The organism is Delftia sp. WSY_7 (genome assembly GCF_043104845.1).
GTDB classification, from domain to species: Bacteria; Pseudomonadota; Gammaproteobacteria; order Burkholderiales; family Burkholderiaceae_C; genus Comamonas; species Comamonas tsuruhatensis.
In genome coordinates this window covers 25,438-40,506 of the sequence record NZ_JBICLB010000021.1, presented here as the reverse complement: position 1 = coordinate 40,506, position 15,069 = coordinate 25,438, and the positions used below count along the sequence as shown (strand labels likewise).

At 70.3% G+C, this 15,069-nt stretch carries 14 protein-coding genes; 9 read left to right on the top strand and 5 right to left on the bottom strand.

What is annotated here, in order from left to right; genetic code table 11:
• Positions 1 to 138 precede the first annotated feature (138 nt).
• Complete coding sequence (locus ACF8ME_RS09225) at positions 139 to 2,790, top strand: PAS-domain containing protein (RefSeq protein ID WP_392416122.1); 2,652 nt, start codon at positions 139 to 141, stop codon at positions 2,788 to 2,790.
• Between the two features lie 26 nt (positions 2,791 to 2,816).
• Here ACF8ME_RS09225 and ACF8ME_RS09220 read toward each other — a convergent pair whose 3' ends face one another.
• Positions 2,817 to 3,455: a response regulator transcription factor gene (locus tag ACF8ME_RS09220; RefSeq protein WP_016449908.1), complete on the bottom strand. Its 639-nt coding sequence runs from the start codon at positions 3,453 to 3,455 to the stop codon at positions 2,817 to 2,819.
• Positions 3,456 to 3,983: 528 nt separating this feature from the next.
• Here ACF8ME_RS09220 and ACF8ME_RS09215 point away from each other — a divergent pair.
• Together ACF8ME_RS09215 and ACF8ME_RS09210 are read left to right on the top strand one after the other, a co-directional pair.
• Complete coding sequence (locus ACF8ME_RS09215; RefSeq protein ID WP_016449909.1) at positions 3,984 to 5,012, top strand: porin; 1,029 nt, start codon at positions 3,984 to 3,986, stop codon at positions 5,010 to 5,012.
• 236 nt (positions 5,013 to 5,248) lie between these two features.
• Entirely contained in the window at positions 5,249 to 5,413 is a 165-nt protein-coding gene (locus ACF8ME_RS09210; protein WP_016449910.1) for a hypothetical protein, read from the top strand.
• A gap of 59 nt (positions 5,414 to 5,472) precedes the next feature.
• Here the strand turns inward: ACF8ME_RS09210 and ACF8ME_RS09205 are convergent, their stop codons facing one another.
• The 4 genes from ACF8ME_RS09205 to ACF8ME_RS09190 all read right to left on the bottom strand — a co-directional run bounded on the left by ACF8ME_RS09205 (position 5,473) and on the right by ACF8ME_RS09190 (position 8,626).
• Positions 5,473 to 6,231 carry a hypothetical protein gene (locus tag ACF8ME_RS09205; protein WP_392416120.1) on the bottom strand — a complete coding sequence of 253 codons (759 nt, stop codon included), beginning with the start codon at positions 6,229 to 6,231 and terminating at the stop codon, positions 5,473 to 5,475.
• Positions 6,228 to 7,220, bottom strand: coding sequence for an MlaD family protein (locus ACF8ME_RS09200; RefSeq protein ID WP_392416118.1), 993 nt, complete (start codon positions 7,218 to 7,220; stop codon positions 6,228 to 6,230). Before ACF8ME_RS09200 ends, ACF8ME_RS09205 begins: the two co-directional genes overlap by 4 nt.
• A gap of 65 nt (positions 7,221 to 7,285) precedes the next feature.
• Positions 7,286 to 8,089 carry an MlaE family ABC transporter permease gene (locus tag ACF8ME_RS09195; protein WP_392416116.1) on the bottom strand — a complete coding sequence of 268 codons (804 nt, stop codon included), beginning with the start codon at positions 8,087 to 8,089 and terminating at the stop codon, positions 7,286 to 7,288.
• 72 nt (positions 8,090 to 8,161) lie between these two features.
• Positions 8,162 to 8,626, bottom strand: coding sequence for a Cd(II)/Pb(II)-responsive transcriptional regulator (locus ACF8ME_RS09190; protein ID WP_160855091.1), 465 nt, complete (start codon positions 8,624 to 8,626; stop codon positions 8,162 to 8,164).
• Between the two features lie 39 nt (positions 8,627 to 8,665).
• Between ACF8ME_RS09190 and ACF8ME_RS09185 the strand changes: the two genes are divergently transcribed.
• The 6 genes from ACF8ME_RS09185 to ACF8ME_RS09160 all read left to right on the top strand — a co-directional run bounded on the left by ACF8ME_RS09185 (position 8,666) and on the right by ACF8ME_RS09160 (position 15,064).
• Positions 8,666 to 10,864 (top strand): heavy metal translocating P-type ATPase, encoded by a 2,199-nt coding sequence (locus ACF8ME_RS09185; RefSeq protein WP_392416114.1) that lies wholly within the window; start codon positions 8,666 to 8,668, stop codon positions 10,862 to 10,864.
• Entirely contained in the window at positions 10,861 to 11,247 is a 387-nt protein-coding gene (locus ACF8ME_RS09180) for a DUF3703 domain-containing protein (RefSeq protein ID WP_016449914.1), read from the top strand. The genes ACF8ME_RS09185 and ACF8ME_RS09180 overlap by 4 nt, the downstream gene beginning before the upstream one ends.
• Positions 11,248 to 11,295: 48 nt before the next feature.
• The gene (locus tag ACF8ME_RS09175) at positions 11,296 to 11,754 is read left to right on the top strand and encodes a hypothetical protein (protein WP_392416113.1); all 459 of its coding nucleotides are present in this window, start codon (positions 11,296 to 11,298) and stop codon (positions 11,752 to 11,754) included.
• A gap of 121 nt (positions 11,755 to 11,875) precedes the next feature.
• Positions 11,876 to 12,235 (top strand): hypothetical protein, encoded by a 360-nt coding sequence (locus tag ACF8ME_RS09170; RefSeq protein WP_392416112.1) that lies wholly within the window; start codon positions 11,876 to 11,878, stop codon positions 12,233 to 12,235.
• Entirely contained in the window at positions 12,232 to 13,680 is a 1,449-nt protein-coding gene (locus tag ACF8ME_RS09165) for a TolC family protein (protein ID WP_392416110.1), read from the top strand. The genes ACF8ME_RS09170 and ACF8ME_RS09165 overlap by 4 nt, the downstream gene beginning before the upstream one ends.
• A gap of 1 nt (position 13,681) precedes the next feature.
• Entirely contained in the window at positions 13,682 to 15,064 is a 1,383-nt protein-coding gene (locus ACF8ME_RS09160; protein ID WP_016452435.1) for a multicopper oxidase family protein, read from the top strand.
• Positions 15,065 to 15,069: the final 5 nt, after the last annotated feature.

The window sequence follows — 15,069 nt, the reverse complement described above, 5'->3', positions numbered from 1 at the left end:
ATCCTCCGGCGCCGATAACCTATTGGTATTAGGCGCAGGCGCTCTCCCAGGGAGAATGGACGCAGAATCAGGGTAATCCCCAACCCCTTCCCGCCCCTGGAAGGCACCAAGCTGGCGCCCAATCGGGTCCAGACCACCATGCCCCAACCCGTTCGACGCCCTTCACGCCGTTCCTTCTGGACCCTGCTGCTGCTGTTCGGCGGCATGCTCGCCTGCATGCTGCTGGCCGGGGAGCTGGTCTACCACCGTGCCCTGCGCGGCGAGGCCGAAAGCGTGCAGCGCCAGCTCAGCCTCTACGCCCAGGCCCTGGGCCAGCGCATAGACCGCTACCGAACCCTGCCCGAGGTGCTGGCGCTGGATGCGCAGCTGCGCGCCGCCCTCACCCACCCGCTGTCCGCCGCCGAGGTCGATGCCCTCAACCGCAAGCTGGAGCAGGCCAACGGCGCCAGCCAGTCGTCCACGCTGACCCTGATCGACCGCCACGGCACGGCCCTGGCCGCCAGCAACTGGCGCGAGACGCGCAGCAACGTGGGCGTGGACTACAGCTTCAGGCCCTATGTGCAGCAGGCGCTGTCGCGCGGCAGCGGACGCTTCTACGGCATTGGCCTGACCACGGGCGTGCCAGGCTACTTCCTGTCGCAGGCCATCCTGGACGAGCACAACGCCGTCGCGGGCCTGGTGGTGATCAAGATCGCGCTGCTGGAGCTGGAGCGCGAATGGCTGCAGACGCCTGACGTGGTCATGGCCTCGGACGAGCACGGCGTGGTCTTCCTGGCCAGCCAGCCCGACTGGCGCTACCGCCTGCTGTCACCCCTGAGCCCCGCCGACGAGGCGGACCTGGCCGCCACGCGCCAGTACATCGACCAGGAACTGCACCCCATGCGCTACCGGGTGCGCCAGGGCCTGGAGCAAGGCAGCCGCCTGGTGCAGATGCAGGAACCCGCCCTGCCCGGCACCACGCTGTGGCAGACCCTGCCCCTGCCCGGCAGCGACTGGCAGTTGCACCTGCTGCATGACACGCAGGCCAGCACCGTGGCCAGCCGCTGGGCGGCGGCGGCCGCTGCGGGCGGCTGGCTGGCCCTGGGCATGCTGGTGCTGTTCGTGCGCCAGCGCAGGCGGCTGGCCGCGCTGCGCCTGCGCAGCCGCCTGGAGCTGGAGACCGTGCTGCGCCAGCATGCCCAGGAGCTGCGGACGGCCCAGGACGGCATCGTCCAGGCCGCGCGCCAGGCCGACACGGGCCTGAGCCGCAGCCTGGAGCACCTGCCCCAGGGCGTGGTGGTGATCGATGCCGACCTCAACCTGGTGGCCTGGAACTCGCGCTACGTGGAGCTGTTCCGCTTTCCCTCCGAACTGCTGCGCACGGGCCAGCCCATAGAGAACCTGTTTCGGTACAACGCCCGGCGCGGCCTGCTGGGGCCCGGCCCCATCGAAGAGGCCATCCACCGGCGGCTGCAGCATCTGCGCAGCGGCAGCCCGCACCTGCGCGAAAGCACCAAGGACGACGGCACGGTGCTGGAGATCCGCGGCAACCCGCTGCCCGACGGCGGCTTCGTCACCAGCTATGCCGACATCACCAGCTACAAGAACGCCGCGCGCGAGCTGCGCTCGCTGGCCGATGCGCTGGAGCAGCGCATTGCCGAGCGCACGCGCGACCTGGCCGAGGCCAAGCGCGAGGCCGAGCAGGCCAACCGCTACAAGACACGCTTCGTGGCCGCCGCCGTGCACGACCTGCTGCAGCCGCTGAACGCCGCGCGCATGTTCAGCTCCCTGCTGCGCAGCCATCTGCATGACGAGGCGGGCCGCCACGTGGCCGACAGCATCGACGGCGCCCTGGCCGCGCAGGACGCCATCCTGGGCAGCCTGCTGGACATCTCGCGCATGGAATCGGGCCAGCTGGAGGTGCGCGTGCGCGACTTCGCGCTGGGCCCGCTGCTGCAGGTCATGCGCCACAACTTCGGCATCCTGGCCGAAAGCCGGGGCCTGCGCCTGAGCGCGGTGGACACGCGCTGCGTGGTGCGCAGCGACGAGGCCCTGCTGCGCCGCATCCTGCAGAACTTCCTGTCCAACGCCATACGCTACACGCGCCAGGGCCGCATCGTCATCGGCTGCCGGCGCCAGGGCCAGCAGTTGCGCATCGAGGTGCACGACCAGGGACCGGGCATTCCCGAGAGCCTGCAGCACGAGATCTTCGAGGAATTCCGCCGCCTGGACGAGGGCCATGGCGACGACCGTGGCGCCGGGCTGGGCCTGGCCATCGTCGAGCGCCTGGGCCGGCTGCTGGGCCATGAGATCGGCCTGCGCTCGCAACTGGGCCGGGGCAGCGTGTTCTGGGTCTGCGTGCCGCTGGGCGACCCGGGCGCCGTGCCGCAGATCGCCGCAAGCGCGCAGACCGGCGACCCGGACCAGGATGCACCGCTGCAGGGCATGAACGCCTGGTATGTGGAGGACGATCCCCAGTCCTGCACCGCCATGCGCGCCCTGCTGCAGCGCTGGGGCTGCAGCGTGCCGCTGGCCGGCGGCCCGGCCGAGGCGCTGGCGCTGGCCGCGCCCGGCGAAGCGCCGCAACTGGTGCTGCTCGATGTGCGCCTGGGCCAGTTGCACGGCCCCGATGTCTACGCGCAGCTGTGCCAGCGCTGGGGCCAGTCGCCGCCCGTGATCCTGGTCACGGCCGAGCGCGACAGCATGCTGCGCCGCCAGGCGGCCGAGCGCGGCTGGGGCTTTCTGGCCAAGCCCGTGCGCCCGCCCGCACTGCGTGCGCTCATGAGCCAGATGCTGCTGCGCCACCGGTAGGGACACGGCACGCCGCGGCATGGAGTTCAGGCCGTGCCGTCGTTCTCCAGGCTCTTGACCAGCACGGCAGCCTGCGTGCGGCTGTAGCACTCCAGCTTCTTGAGAATGGCCGTCACATGCACCTTGACGGTGTTCTCGGCCAGCCCCAGTTCATGGGCGATCTGTTTGTTGAGCAGGCCGTCGGCCAGGCACAGCAGCACGCGGAACTGCTGGGGCGTGAGCTGGGCCAGCCGCGCGGCCAGCGCGGCGTCGGCCTCGGAGCGCTCGGCGGCCATGGGCGGGAACCAGCTGCCGCCGTCCAGCACTTCCTGCAGGGCCGTGCCTATGGCCTCGGCCGGCGCCGATTTCGGAATGAAGCCCGCGGCACCGAACTGCTGGGCACGGCGGATCACGCGCGGATGGTCGTTGGATGAGATCACCACCACCGGAATGTCGGGGTACTCGCCGCGCACATGCAGCAGCGCGGAGAAGCCGCGCGCGCCCGGCATGGCCAGGTCCAGCAGCACCAGTTCGATCTCGGGGTGCTGCTGCAGCGCCGCCCCCAGGGTCGCAGCGCTTGCGGCCTCCAGCACGGCGAACTGCGGCAGGGCCTCGCGCAGCACATGGATCACCGCAGCGCGGAACAGCGGGTGGTCATCGGCAACGAGCAGGGTGGATTCGGACATGGGCGCGAGTCTGACACGTCTGCAAACACATGCCCGGCTCATGGCCCCCCGTGGAGGCCGGTGGCCGGGTTGCAGGCTGGCACGCCGTTTGCAATCAGTTGCAGCCACAGGCCTGGCAACAGGCGGAAATCTTCCTCCAACCGACGAACAAGGAGCCCTGAATTGACCTTTGAGCCCTCTTGCAAGGACCTGCTGCACAGGCCTGGTGCCCCGGCCCCAACCCAGTGCACGGCAGCGTTCAAGCCGCGAGAGTGCAAAACACAAATTAAGTTTCGTCATAACTGTGTCAAAGACACCACTTTCTGGCCGGTGCAATGGCTGGGATGCGTTGTAATACGCGGCTTAGCCAGTCTGGACTGCCTCGCGCGCGCACCGCAAAGGCACGCCGACACCGGCCGGACCCTGATGCGAAAACGCCACTGTCCCAGGTTTGCCACATAGCCCGCCCAGGGCGTTTGCCTCATCGTCTGCCCCGGTCACAGCACTGGCCAACCGTTTCCACTATCCAACAATGAAAGACTCCTCAACATGAAACGTTCCTTCATCGCACTGGCCGCTGCACTGGCCTGCGCCGGCGCTGCACACGCCCAAAGCTCGGTCCAGCTGACGGGCCTGGTGGACGCCTATGCCGGCTCCATGCGCATGGCTGGCGACGCCAGCGGCAAGGGCGTCGTGGGTTCGGGCGGCATGACCACCTCCTGGTGGGGCATGAAGGGCCAGGAAGACCTGGGCGGCGGCCTGAAGGTCGATTTCCAGCTGACGGCCTTCATGCGCGTGGACACCGGCAGCCCCGGCCGCTTCGACGGCGACCCGTACTTCTCGCGCGATGCCAACGTCGGCCTGTCCGGCGGCTTCGGCACGGTGCGCCTGGGCCGCGGCATGGCGCCCAACTTCCTGCCCACCATCCTGACCAACCCCTTCGGCGACTCCTTCACCATCTCCCCGCTGGTGCTGCACGCCAACGTGGGCACGGCAGCCTGGGGCTCGGCCAACCTGACCACGCCGTCGGACACCGGCTGGAGCAACCAGATCGTCTACAGCACGCCCAAGTTCGGCGGCCTGCAGGCCAACGTCCACTACCAGTTCGGTGAAAAGGGCGGCGACTCCGGCAAGAAGAACATCGGCGTGAACGCCATGTACTTCGGCGGCCCGCTGAGCCTGGTGGCCTTCTACGAGCGCGCCCAGATCAGCAACCCCGTGAGCCTGGCCGTCATGCCCACCAAGACCGACTGGATGCTGGGCGGCACCTACAACTTCGAAGTGGCCAAGCTGTACGCGACCTATGGCCAGGCCAAGGTCAAGGACCTGGACCGCAAGAACAGCACCTACTCGCTGGGCCTGGACGTGCCCGTGAGCAGCGCCGGCACCATCAAGGCCGCCCTGGCCCGCACCAAGGCCGAGATCGGCGCCGTGGACTCCACGCGCACCACGGCCAGCCTGGGCTACGACCACTACCTGTCCAAGCGCACCGATGTGTACACCGTGCTGATGCACGACCGCATCACGGACCTGAAGTCGGGCACCAGCCTGATCGCGGGTATCCGCCACCGTTTCTAAGGCGACGCCTGGCCTGCCAGCACGGGCCGGGGACTTACGTCCCGAACTTTCAGCGAGGCCCTGCCTCGCTTTTTTTTCGGCCTTCTGAAGATCGATAGGGAATTTCTCCCACCGCTTTTTTCACGAACGTCAAGAGAGAAAGCGATTGTCCGACAGCCACGCTGCGCAATCCGGTGTGCAATGGAGTCCAGGCCCAGCCCCATGCTCTGCCTGCGCTGCCAGACAGGAGGTGCACCATGCGCAGACCCAGCCCCTTCGGACGTCATCCCTTCATTGCCTTCACCGCCACGGTATTGCTTGCCGTCGCCGCCAGCGTTGCCACCTTGTGGCTGGACAGCGCCGCCCCGGCCGCAGACACCTTGCTGCAAAAAGACCCGGGCGCCCTGCTGTCGTCGATGTAGGCCCTGCAAGCGCCTGCAAATGCCTGCTCAGCGCCATCCCTTGCGGACTGGCGCTGTTTTCATTTGCCGGCCGATGTGCCGGTTGATGTACCTGCCGATGCGCCCCCACCGCTGGCCGTCTTCTCCAGCAGCGCCAGCCTGCGCCTGACGGCCTGGGCCTTGTCCACCTCGCCCGCCTGATCATGGGCCCTGGCCTGCAGCAGCAGCCAGGCCATCACCGCACGGCGCCAGCCCTGGGCCGAGGCGGTCTCGGCACCCAGCTCCAGCAACTGCGGCTGTGCCGCCCCCGCCCGCAAGGCCGCGCCGGCCGCCACCAGCCGGGGCAGCGGTTCCTTGATGGCGCCCACGGCGGCCAACGCCAACGCAGACCCGCCCAGCAGCGCCTGTGCCACGGGGCGCTGCAATTCTGGCAATAGCGCAATGTCTTCGGGCCGGGACTTGCCTTGCAGATACCGCGCATAGGCGGCCTCGGCCGGCGCGGCATCGGGCGCCAGCGCCTGGTAGCCGGGGCAGTCGTCCCATTCGAGACTGGCCACCTGGGCCGCGCAGCGCATCAGCTCCAGACGCGCGGCCAGGTCGGTGCGGCCCGTGGCGGCCACTTCGGCGCGGGCCTTGTCCCATTCCAGGGCCTGCACGCGCTGGCGGCCTTCCAGGTAGGCGGTGGATGCGCGCTGGGACGCAGATTCGGCATTGAGCGCCCAGTCCGGTGCGGGCGGGCGGCTGCTGCAGCCGGCCAGCACCAGGGTCAGCACGGCGCCGGCGGCGGCATGGCGCGCCAGGAGGGTTGCGGCAGAAAGTTTCTTGGCGGCAGCACTCATGGCAGCTTCAACTCCGGTTGATGGGCAAACGGCCACTTGCGTTGCAGGTCGGCCAGCACGCCTTCCAGGCGGCGCAGGTTGCCCTCCACCTCGGCGCGCAGGGCACCCAGGTCGGCCGTGGCCTCGCGCGCATTGGAGCCCACGGCCTGGGCCTCGGCCAGCACGGCGTCCACCTTGCCCAGCGTGCGGCGCGTGTCGGCCAGCAGGCCGTTGAGCTGCACCACGGTGGAACGCACCTCGGGCATGACGCCGCCGGCGTCGAACACCTGGCTGTCGGCCCGCGCCACCATGCGCTCCATGCGGGCCAGCGTGGCGTTGGCGCGGTCCAGCAGGGCCGTGACCTTGCGCGCCTCCTGCTCGCTGCCCATGACCACGCCCAGCACGCCGCCCGGCCCCTGGGCCCGGCCGGCCAGGCCGCGCAGCTCGGTCAGCGACCCACCCAGGGCCGAGTCCGGCGCGGTGAGCTGGGCGATGTTGCCCAGCACTTCCTTGGCCGTGGACATGATCTGCGGCAGCTCGGCCGTGGCATCGCCGCGCAGCACGGGGCGCACGGCCTCGTCGGGCAGCGGCGGATCGCTGAGGATGCCGCTGTAGGCCTTGATGGTGGTGCCGCCCACCAGCCCCTTGACCAGGGTGAAGACGCTGGACTCGCGCAGCCAGTGCGCGTCCTTGCGCGGCACGTCGATGAGGATGCGCACATTGCCGTCCTCGGCCAGTTCGATGCGGCGCACGCGCCCGATCGGAAAGCCCGAGAAGGTCATGTCCATGCCCACGCTCACACCCTCGGAGTCGTCGGCCGTGAGCACCAGGCGCTGCGTGGCGTCGAACACGCCGCGCGAGTACAGCAGGTACAGGGCCGATCCAAGAATCAGCACCAGCGTGAACAGCAGCAGGCTCGCCGCCTTGGCGCGCAGGTGCGCCACGGGCTTGAGGGCCTCGATTTCCTCGCCGTCCCAGGGGTCTGGCGGCGTGCGCCGCGTATCGGTCATGGCATTCCTTGTTCTGGCACGGGCCTTGCCGTGCATGTGGGGTTCGTGGAGTTCAGCGGGCGTGCTCAGTAGTAGTTGCCCATGAGCGAGATCACCTCGATCACCAGCAGCACGGCAAACATGCGCGCAAAGCCGCCCAGCGCCGCGCCGCCGAGCCGATGGCGCCGCAGCGGCGCATACAGGCCCGAGGCCATGGGCATGATGGCCACGGTGAGGCTGAAGAACCAGGTCTTGAGCACGAAGACCAGGGTCACGGCCGGCGTGAAGATCTGGCCGAAGATGCGCGTGTAGCCGGGCAGGCCCGCCAGCGTGAAGCCATAGACGCTCAGGTAGACGGTGACCAGGGCCACCACGCAGCTGAGCACGGCCAGCGTGACCGAGGCAAACACGCCACCGGCCGCGCGTGGCACCAGGGCCATGCGCAGCGGATCGGAGCCGCGCTCCTGCCAGGCCTGGAGCTGGCCCCGCGCGCGCAGCTGCGCAATCAGCGTGCCGTTGGGAATGGTGCAGCGCATGGCCACGAACAGCGCGGCCGTCAGCGGGATCAGCTCGATCACCAGCACGCGCACCACCATCTCCAGCGCATAGCGCGACAGCCCATAGCTCAGCGCCGTGACGATGACGATGCGCGTGATCACCGCGCACAACAGCGCCGCCAGCGCCGTGAAGCCCAGCAGGATGGGCCCGGTCTGCACATAGATCTGGTGCGCCATGGCACGCCGCGCGCCGCGCCGGTAGCTGGAAGGGGACATGGCCAGCACCAGCAGCACGACGCCCAGGTAGACGCTGCGCCACCAGGCCAGCGCATGGTCGCGCAGCGCCGCCCAGATGCGGTCGGGAAGGGACAGGGCTGCGTGGCTGAGGCTCATCGGGCGATGATAGCGAGCCGTACCGGGACGGTCCGTCGGACGCCGGCGCAAGACAGGCAGCTGCGGACGGCGCTACACATGGCGCTTGGCGCCGGAGCTGCCCAGGGCGGGTGCCAGCGGCTCGTCGGCCTGGGCATGCAGGGCCTCGATCAGATGGCAGTAGCTGGCCGACCCGTCGCACTGGCTGCGCAGCTGCATCAGCTCATGCTCCAGCGCGCGCAGCTCGGCCAGGCGCTCGCGCACATGGCCCAGGTGGGCATCAAGGGTTTCGTTGGCAGCCACGCAGTCGGCCTTGCTGGCGCCGTCCAGCGCCAGCAGGGTGCGCACCTCGTCCAGCGACATGTCCATGGCGCGGCACAGGCGGATGAAGCGCAGCCGGTGCACATCGCTGTCGCTGTACAGCCGGTACTGGTTGTCCTCGCGCGCGCCTGCACTGAGCAGCCTTTCCTTCTCGTAGTAGCGGATGTTGGCGGCGGCCACGCCGGAACGCTTGGCCGCCTCGCCGATGCGCCAGCGCGCAGATTCATGCTGTGACATGCTTGACCTTGAAGTGACTTCACCGTTTCCAATGCTCGCATGAACTCCAATCGCCTGCCAAGCCCTCAGGGCAACGAGGCCCTGAAAGCCTTCCCAGCCCATTCCACGCCCGCCTCGACTTCGCCGTCTTCCGCCTGCGGCACCGATTGCTGCGCGCCCTTCACCATCACCCAGCCCACGCCGGCCCGCAAGAAGGCCCAAGGCCACTCGCATGCGCACGGCGAGGGCCACGATCACGCCCATGACCACGACCACGGTCACGACGAGAGCGATCCCCATGCCGGCCATGACCACAGCGTGCTGCCCGGCTGGCCGCGCATCACGGCCGCGCTGATTGCAGCCGTGCTGGCCGAAGCCGCCCACTGGTTCAGCGGCTCCCAGGGCGGCGTGCCGGCCCTGCAATACGGCGGCATGGCCGTGGCCGTGCTGGCCATTGCCCTGTCGGGCCTGGGCGTCTACAAGGCCGGCATCCGCGACGTGCTGCGCCTGAAGCTGGGCATCCATGCGCTGATGGCCATTGCCGTCACGGGTGCCTTCGCCATCGGCCAGTGGCCCGAGGCCGCCATGGTCATGGCCCTGTACGCCGCGGCCGAGCGCATCGAGGACCAGGCCATGGACCGCGCGCGCAATGCCATCCGCAGCCTGCTGCAGATGGCGCCCGAGACGGCCGACGTGCTCCAGCCCGACGGCAGCGTTCAGCGCGTGGCCGCCGCCGACGTGGCGCTGGACGCCACCGTGCGCGTGGCCCCTGGCGCGCGCGTGCCGCTGGACGGCGTGGTCCTGCGAGGCCAAAGCTCGGTCAACCAGGCGCCCATCACCGGAGAAAGCGCCCTGGCCGACAAGGCCCCGGGCGACGAGCTCTACGCCGGCAGCATCAACCAGGATGGCGAGCTGCAGATGCGCGTCACCTCGGCGGCCAATGACAGCCTGATTGCGCGCATCGTCCATGCCGTGGAGCAGGCTCAGTCCTCCAAGGCCCCCACCCAGCGCTTTGTCGATCGCTTTGCCGCCGTCTACACGCCCATCGTGCTGGTGCTGGCCATTGCGCTGGCGGTGCTGGCGCCGCTGGTCATGGACTGGAGCTGGCATGACGCGGCCTACCAGGCCCTGGCCCTGCTGGTCATCTCCTGCCCCTGCGCCCTGGTGCTGTCCACCCCCGTCACCGTGGTCAGCGCGCTGACGGCGGCTGCACGCCGCGGCCTGCTGATCAAGGGCGGCCAGGCGCTGGAATCGGCGCGCAAGCTGCGCGCCATTGCCCTGGACAAGACCGGCACGCTGACCACGGGCAGCCCGAAGCTGGTCGAATGGAAGTCCTGGAGCGAAGAGGATGCAGCCCGGGACACCGCCCCTGGCCCCGCCCTGCCCGCCGCGCGCGCCCTGGCCCTGGCCGGCCGCTCGGACCACCCGGTCTCGCGCGCCATTGCTTCCGGCCTCCAGGCTGATGCCGCCGTGGCCGCCGATGCCGCGCGGGCCTCGGTCAGCAAGCTGCTGGCCCTGCCCGGCCGTGGCGTGCAGGCCGAGATCGACGGCCAGCTCTGGACCCTGGCCAACCTGCGCTGGGTGCAGGAGCAAGGCTGGGACAGCGCCGCGCTGCGCGCCGGCTTGGCCATGCACGAAGCCCAGGGCCGCACCGTGACCCTGCTGGCCGACAGCAGCGGCGTGCGTGCCCTGTTCGCCGTGGCCGACCCGCTGCGGCCCCAGGCCCGCGAAGCCGTGGCGCGCCTGCAGGCCCTGGGCGTGCAGCCCGTGGTGCTCAGCGGCGACAACACGGCCACCGTGCGCTCCATCGCTGCCGAAGCCGGCATCCAGGATGCGCGCGGCGGCCTGCTGCCCCAGGACAAGCTCGACGCACTGGCCGAGCTGCAACGCACACGCGGCCCCACGGCCATGACGGGCGACGGCATCAACGACGCGCCGGCCCTGGCCCAGGCCGACATCGGCTTTGCCATGGGCGGCATGCACAGCACGGGCATGGCCATGGAAACCGCCGACGTGGTGTTGATGAACGACGACCTGCGCCGCCTGCCCGAGGTGGTGGAGCTGTCACGCAGCGCCCACGCCGTGCTCTGGCAGAACATCGCCCTGTCGTTGGGCGTCAAGCTGGTGTTCTTCGCGCTGGCCCTGGCCGGCAACGCCAGCATGTGGCTGGCTGTGCTCGCCGACATGGGCGTGAGCCTGCTGGTGGTCGGCAACGGCCTGCGGCTGCGCCGCTGGGGCAGCGACAGGGAGGCGGCATGACCGACGCCCAGCGCCGTGCCGCCTTCACCCACCTGCTGCACAGCTTCCGTTCAAGCCAGGACCAGGCGCCCGCACAGCGCTGGCTGCTGCTGGAGGCCAGCCATGTGCTGGGCCAGCAGCTGCTGGGCCTGCACTGGCGATCCCACTGCTGGATGCTGCGCCACGCGCTGCAGCTGCGCGACGGCAGGGAGGTCGCCGGCCAGCTGCTGCGCCTGGCCCTGGTGCCCGCAGGCCATCTGCTGGACCGGCTGCCGCGCGGCAACACCGGCCGCACCACGGTGCCGGCCACCCTGCCCATGGACATGCCACCCGCCATATCGGCGCTGATCGCCGAGGCACTGCGCACCACGCGCCGCCCGCCCGGGCAGAGGGCCCGCACCTGAGGAACTTCGTGGCACCGTCCGGTATCATCCATGCCTATGCGTCGCCCCTTGTCCATTGTCCTGGTCTTGCTGCTGGTCCTGCGTGGCCTGCTGGGCGATGCCATGGCCATGGGGGCGGCTCCGGTGATGGGCGTCCCGGCTCCGGCCGTCGCATTGGCGTCGGACTCCGCACTCCACCACCATGCGCCGGAGATAGCGCAGACGCCGGACAGCCATGAACGGCATCCGGCACACGCCACGGAGCAGCCCTCTCACCCCTCGCATACGTCGCACGCCGAGCACAGTGCAGACTGCTCCCTCCAGGCCGGCAGCCCTGCGGGCGGCGGCTGCGGCGAGCATGAACACGGCCCCAGCTGTACCCTGTGCGGCATCTGCCATTCGGCCCTTTTCACCCCTGGCCAGATCGGTTCGGACGGCGCTGCGCCGTCCGCCGCACTGCGCCCCCAAGGCAGCACGCGCTTTGCCAGCGCGGCCAAGCTGCAGGCCATCAAGCCACCCATTTCCTGAAGCCTGACGCCCGAAGTGCGTCCGCGCCATCCCTGCCGCCCCTCCATGGGCAGCCCGCTTGCGGGCATGGCGGGGCGTCTGGCCGCGGATGCGTTGTCCGTTTCGCATTCAGGAGAACACCATGCGCCGAGCGCATTTTCTCGTCCCCCTTATCCAATTCGGGCTGGCGGCCCTTGCCGTCTCCAGCCCCGCTGCCTGGGCCCAGGTCCATGACGGCAGCCTCCCCCCGGCCTCCTCCTCCGCAGGCCTGACCGGCGCCATCGATCCGGCTGCGGCCAGCCTGCCGCTGCGCCATGCCGCGCTGCCGGCCAGTGGCGCCGTGGAAACCGAGCTGACCGACTGGCGCCAGGCTAATGCGGCCGTGGCCGAGTTTCCCAACGGCCATATGGACATCCTGCGCTGGGAAGCCGCCCAGGGCGGCCGATCCACGCCTGCGCCGTCCCCGCACGGCTCTCACATGCAGCACGGAGGCCGGCCATGAAGCGCACCGTCTTCGCCCCCACCCGGCTGGTCGGCGCCATGGCTGCCGTGCTGGCCCTGGCCGGCTGCGCCAGCATCTCGCCCGACGGCCTGCGCGGCGCGGTCCAGTCCCATACCGCCAGCCGCCTGCCGGACGGCGCCCAGCTGCCGCCAACCGATCTGCAGGCCCGCGACGCGGCGCAGCAGCGCATCGACGAGTGGCTGCGCCAGCCGCTGGACATGGACCAGTCCGTGCGCATCGCACTGCTCAACAACCCCGGCCTGCAGGCGCGCCTGGCGCAACTGGGCGTGCAGGATGCAGACCGCGTGCAGGCCCTGACGCTGCCCAACCCCACGCTGACCCTGGGCCGCATGGTCAACAGCGACGAGCGCGAGATCGAACGCCAGCTGAGCTTCGGCCTGGTCAGCCTGATCACCCTGCCCTGGCGCAGCCGCTGGCAGGGCATGCAGATGGAACAGGCCACGCTGACCGCCGCGCAGGACGTGCTGCGGCTGGCCGCCGACACGCGCCGCGCATGGCTGCGCGCCGTGGCCGCGCGCCAGCAGCTGGCGGCCAGCGAGCGCATGCACGAGGCGGCCGAGGCCGGGGCCGAGCTGGCGCGGCGCATGGCCCGCGTGGGCAACTTCAGCCGGCTGCAGCAGGCGCGCGAGCTCAGCATCCAGCAGGACACCGCAGCCCAGCTGGCGCGTGCGCGCCTGGCCGCCACGGCCGAGCATGAGCAACTGGCCCGCCTGATGGGCCTGTGGGGAGGGCGCATCGATTTCAAGCTGCCCGACCAGTTGCCCGCCATCCCGCAGGCCGCCACGCAGTTGCGCGCCGGGGACGATGCCGAGGCCACCGCGCTGCGCGAGCGCCTGGACCTGCGCGCCCTGCGCCGCGACCTGGACCATCTGGGCGAGCGCCGGGGCTGGGCGCGCGCCGGCGCCATCTTCGGCGACATCGGCCTGGGCTACAGCCGCAACACCGCCACGGACCGGGCCACTGGCCACAGTGATGTAACACGCGGCTGGGAGATCGACCTGCCCCTGCCGCTGTTCGACTGGGGCGGCGCCGCCAGCGGCCGCGCGCGCGCCGAGCTGCAGCGCAGCGCGGCCCAGCTGCAGCAAGGCGCCATCCAGGCTCGCGCCGAGGCGCGCAGCAGCTGGATGCGCTACCGCACGGCCTGGGACCTGGCCCACCAGCAGCAGGCCGAGGTGCTGCCGCTGCGCCGCTTCATCCAGGACGAAACCATGCTTCGCTACAACGGCATGTTCGTCAGCGTCTGGCAATTGCTGGCCGAGGCCCGCAGCAGCGCCCAGGCCGTGGCCACCGCCACCGATGCGCAGCGCGACTTCTGGCTGGCAGAGACCGACCTGCAGCTGGCACTGACCGGCACGTCGCCGGGAGCCATCCAGGCTGCCGCCAGCGCTGCCGCGCCCACCCCCACCAACGAAGCGAGCCACTGACATGAACCGCCGCAATTTCTTCACCGGCGCCGCCGTGGCCGCCGTCTCCAGTGCCGCCGTCAGCCGCGTGGCCCTGGCCGCCCTGCCCGAGGCAGCGACCCAGTCCTCGGCCGAAACCGCCGCCCCGCTGGCCCCGCCCAACGGCCGCCCCTACCGCCCCGTGGTCACGCTCAACGGCTGGACCACCCCCTGGCGCATGAACGCAGGCGTCAAGGAATTCCACCTGGTGGCCGAGCCCGTGGTGCGCGAGGTGGCGCCGGGCTTCTTCGTCAACATGTGGGGCTACAACGGCCAGAGCCCCGGCCCCACCATCGAGGTGGTGGAAGGCGACCAGGTCCGCATCTTCGTGACCAACCGCCTGCCCGAGCACACCACCGTGCACTGGCACGGCCAGCGCCTGCCCAACGGCATGGACGGCGTGGGCGGCCTGACCCAGCCGCACATCCCGCCCGGCAAGACCTTTGTCTACGAGTTCACGGCGCGCCGTCCCGGCACCTTCATGTACCACCCGCATGCCGACGAGATGGTGCAGATGGCCATGGGAATGATGGGCCTGTGGATCACGCACCCGAAGGCGGCGCACCCGCAGATCGCCGAGGTCCAGCGCGACTACGCCTTCCTGCTGTCGGCCTACGACGTGGAGCCCGGCTCCATGACCCCACGCGTGGCCGAGATGACGGACTTCAACATCTGGACCTTCAACAGCCGGGTGTTCCCCGCCATCAGCCCCGTCGTCGCCCGGCGCGGCGACCGCGTGCGCCTGCGCGTGGGCAACCTGACCATGACCAACCACCCCATCCACGTGCATGGCCACGAATTCGAGGTCACGGGCACGGACGGCGGCCCCGTGCCCCGGTCCGCACGCTGGCCCGAGGTGACCACGGACGTGGCCGTGGGCCAGATGCGGCAGGTGGAGTTCATCGCCGACGAGCTGGGCGACTGGGCCCTGCACTGCCACAAGAGCCACCACACCATGGGCGCCATGGGCCACGACACGCCGACCATGATCGGCGTGGACCACCGGGGCCTGGTCGGCAAGATCCAGAAGATCGTGCCCGACTACATGGTCATGGGCGAGCGCGGCATGGGCGACATGGCCGCCATGGAAATGCCGCTGCCCGACAACACCTTCCCGATGATGACGGGCACGGGCCCCTTCGGCCCCCTCGAGATGGGCGGCATGTTCACCACCCTCAAGGTGCGCGAGCAGCTGGGCGCCAACGACTACGGCGACCCGGGCTGGTTCAACCACCCCAAGGGCCGCGTGGCCTATGAATGGAAGGGGCCGGCGGCCGAGGCCTCCGCACCGCGCCAGACCACGCCCGGCCAGTCCCCCGGCGCGCCCAGCGTGCGCAAGCCCGGTGCGGGCCATGAGCACCACTGATGCCA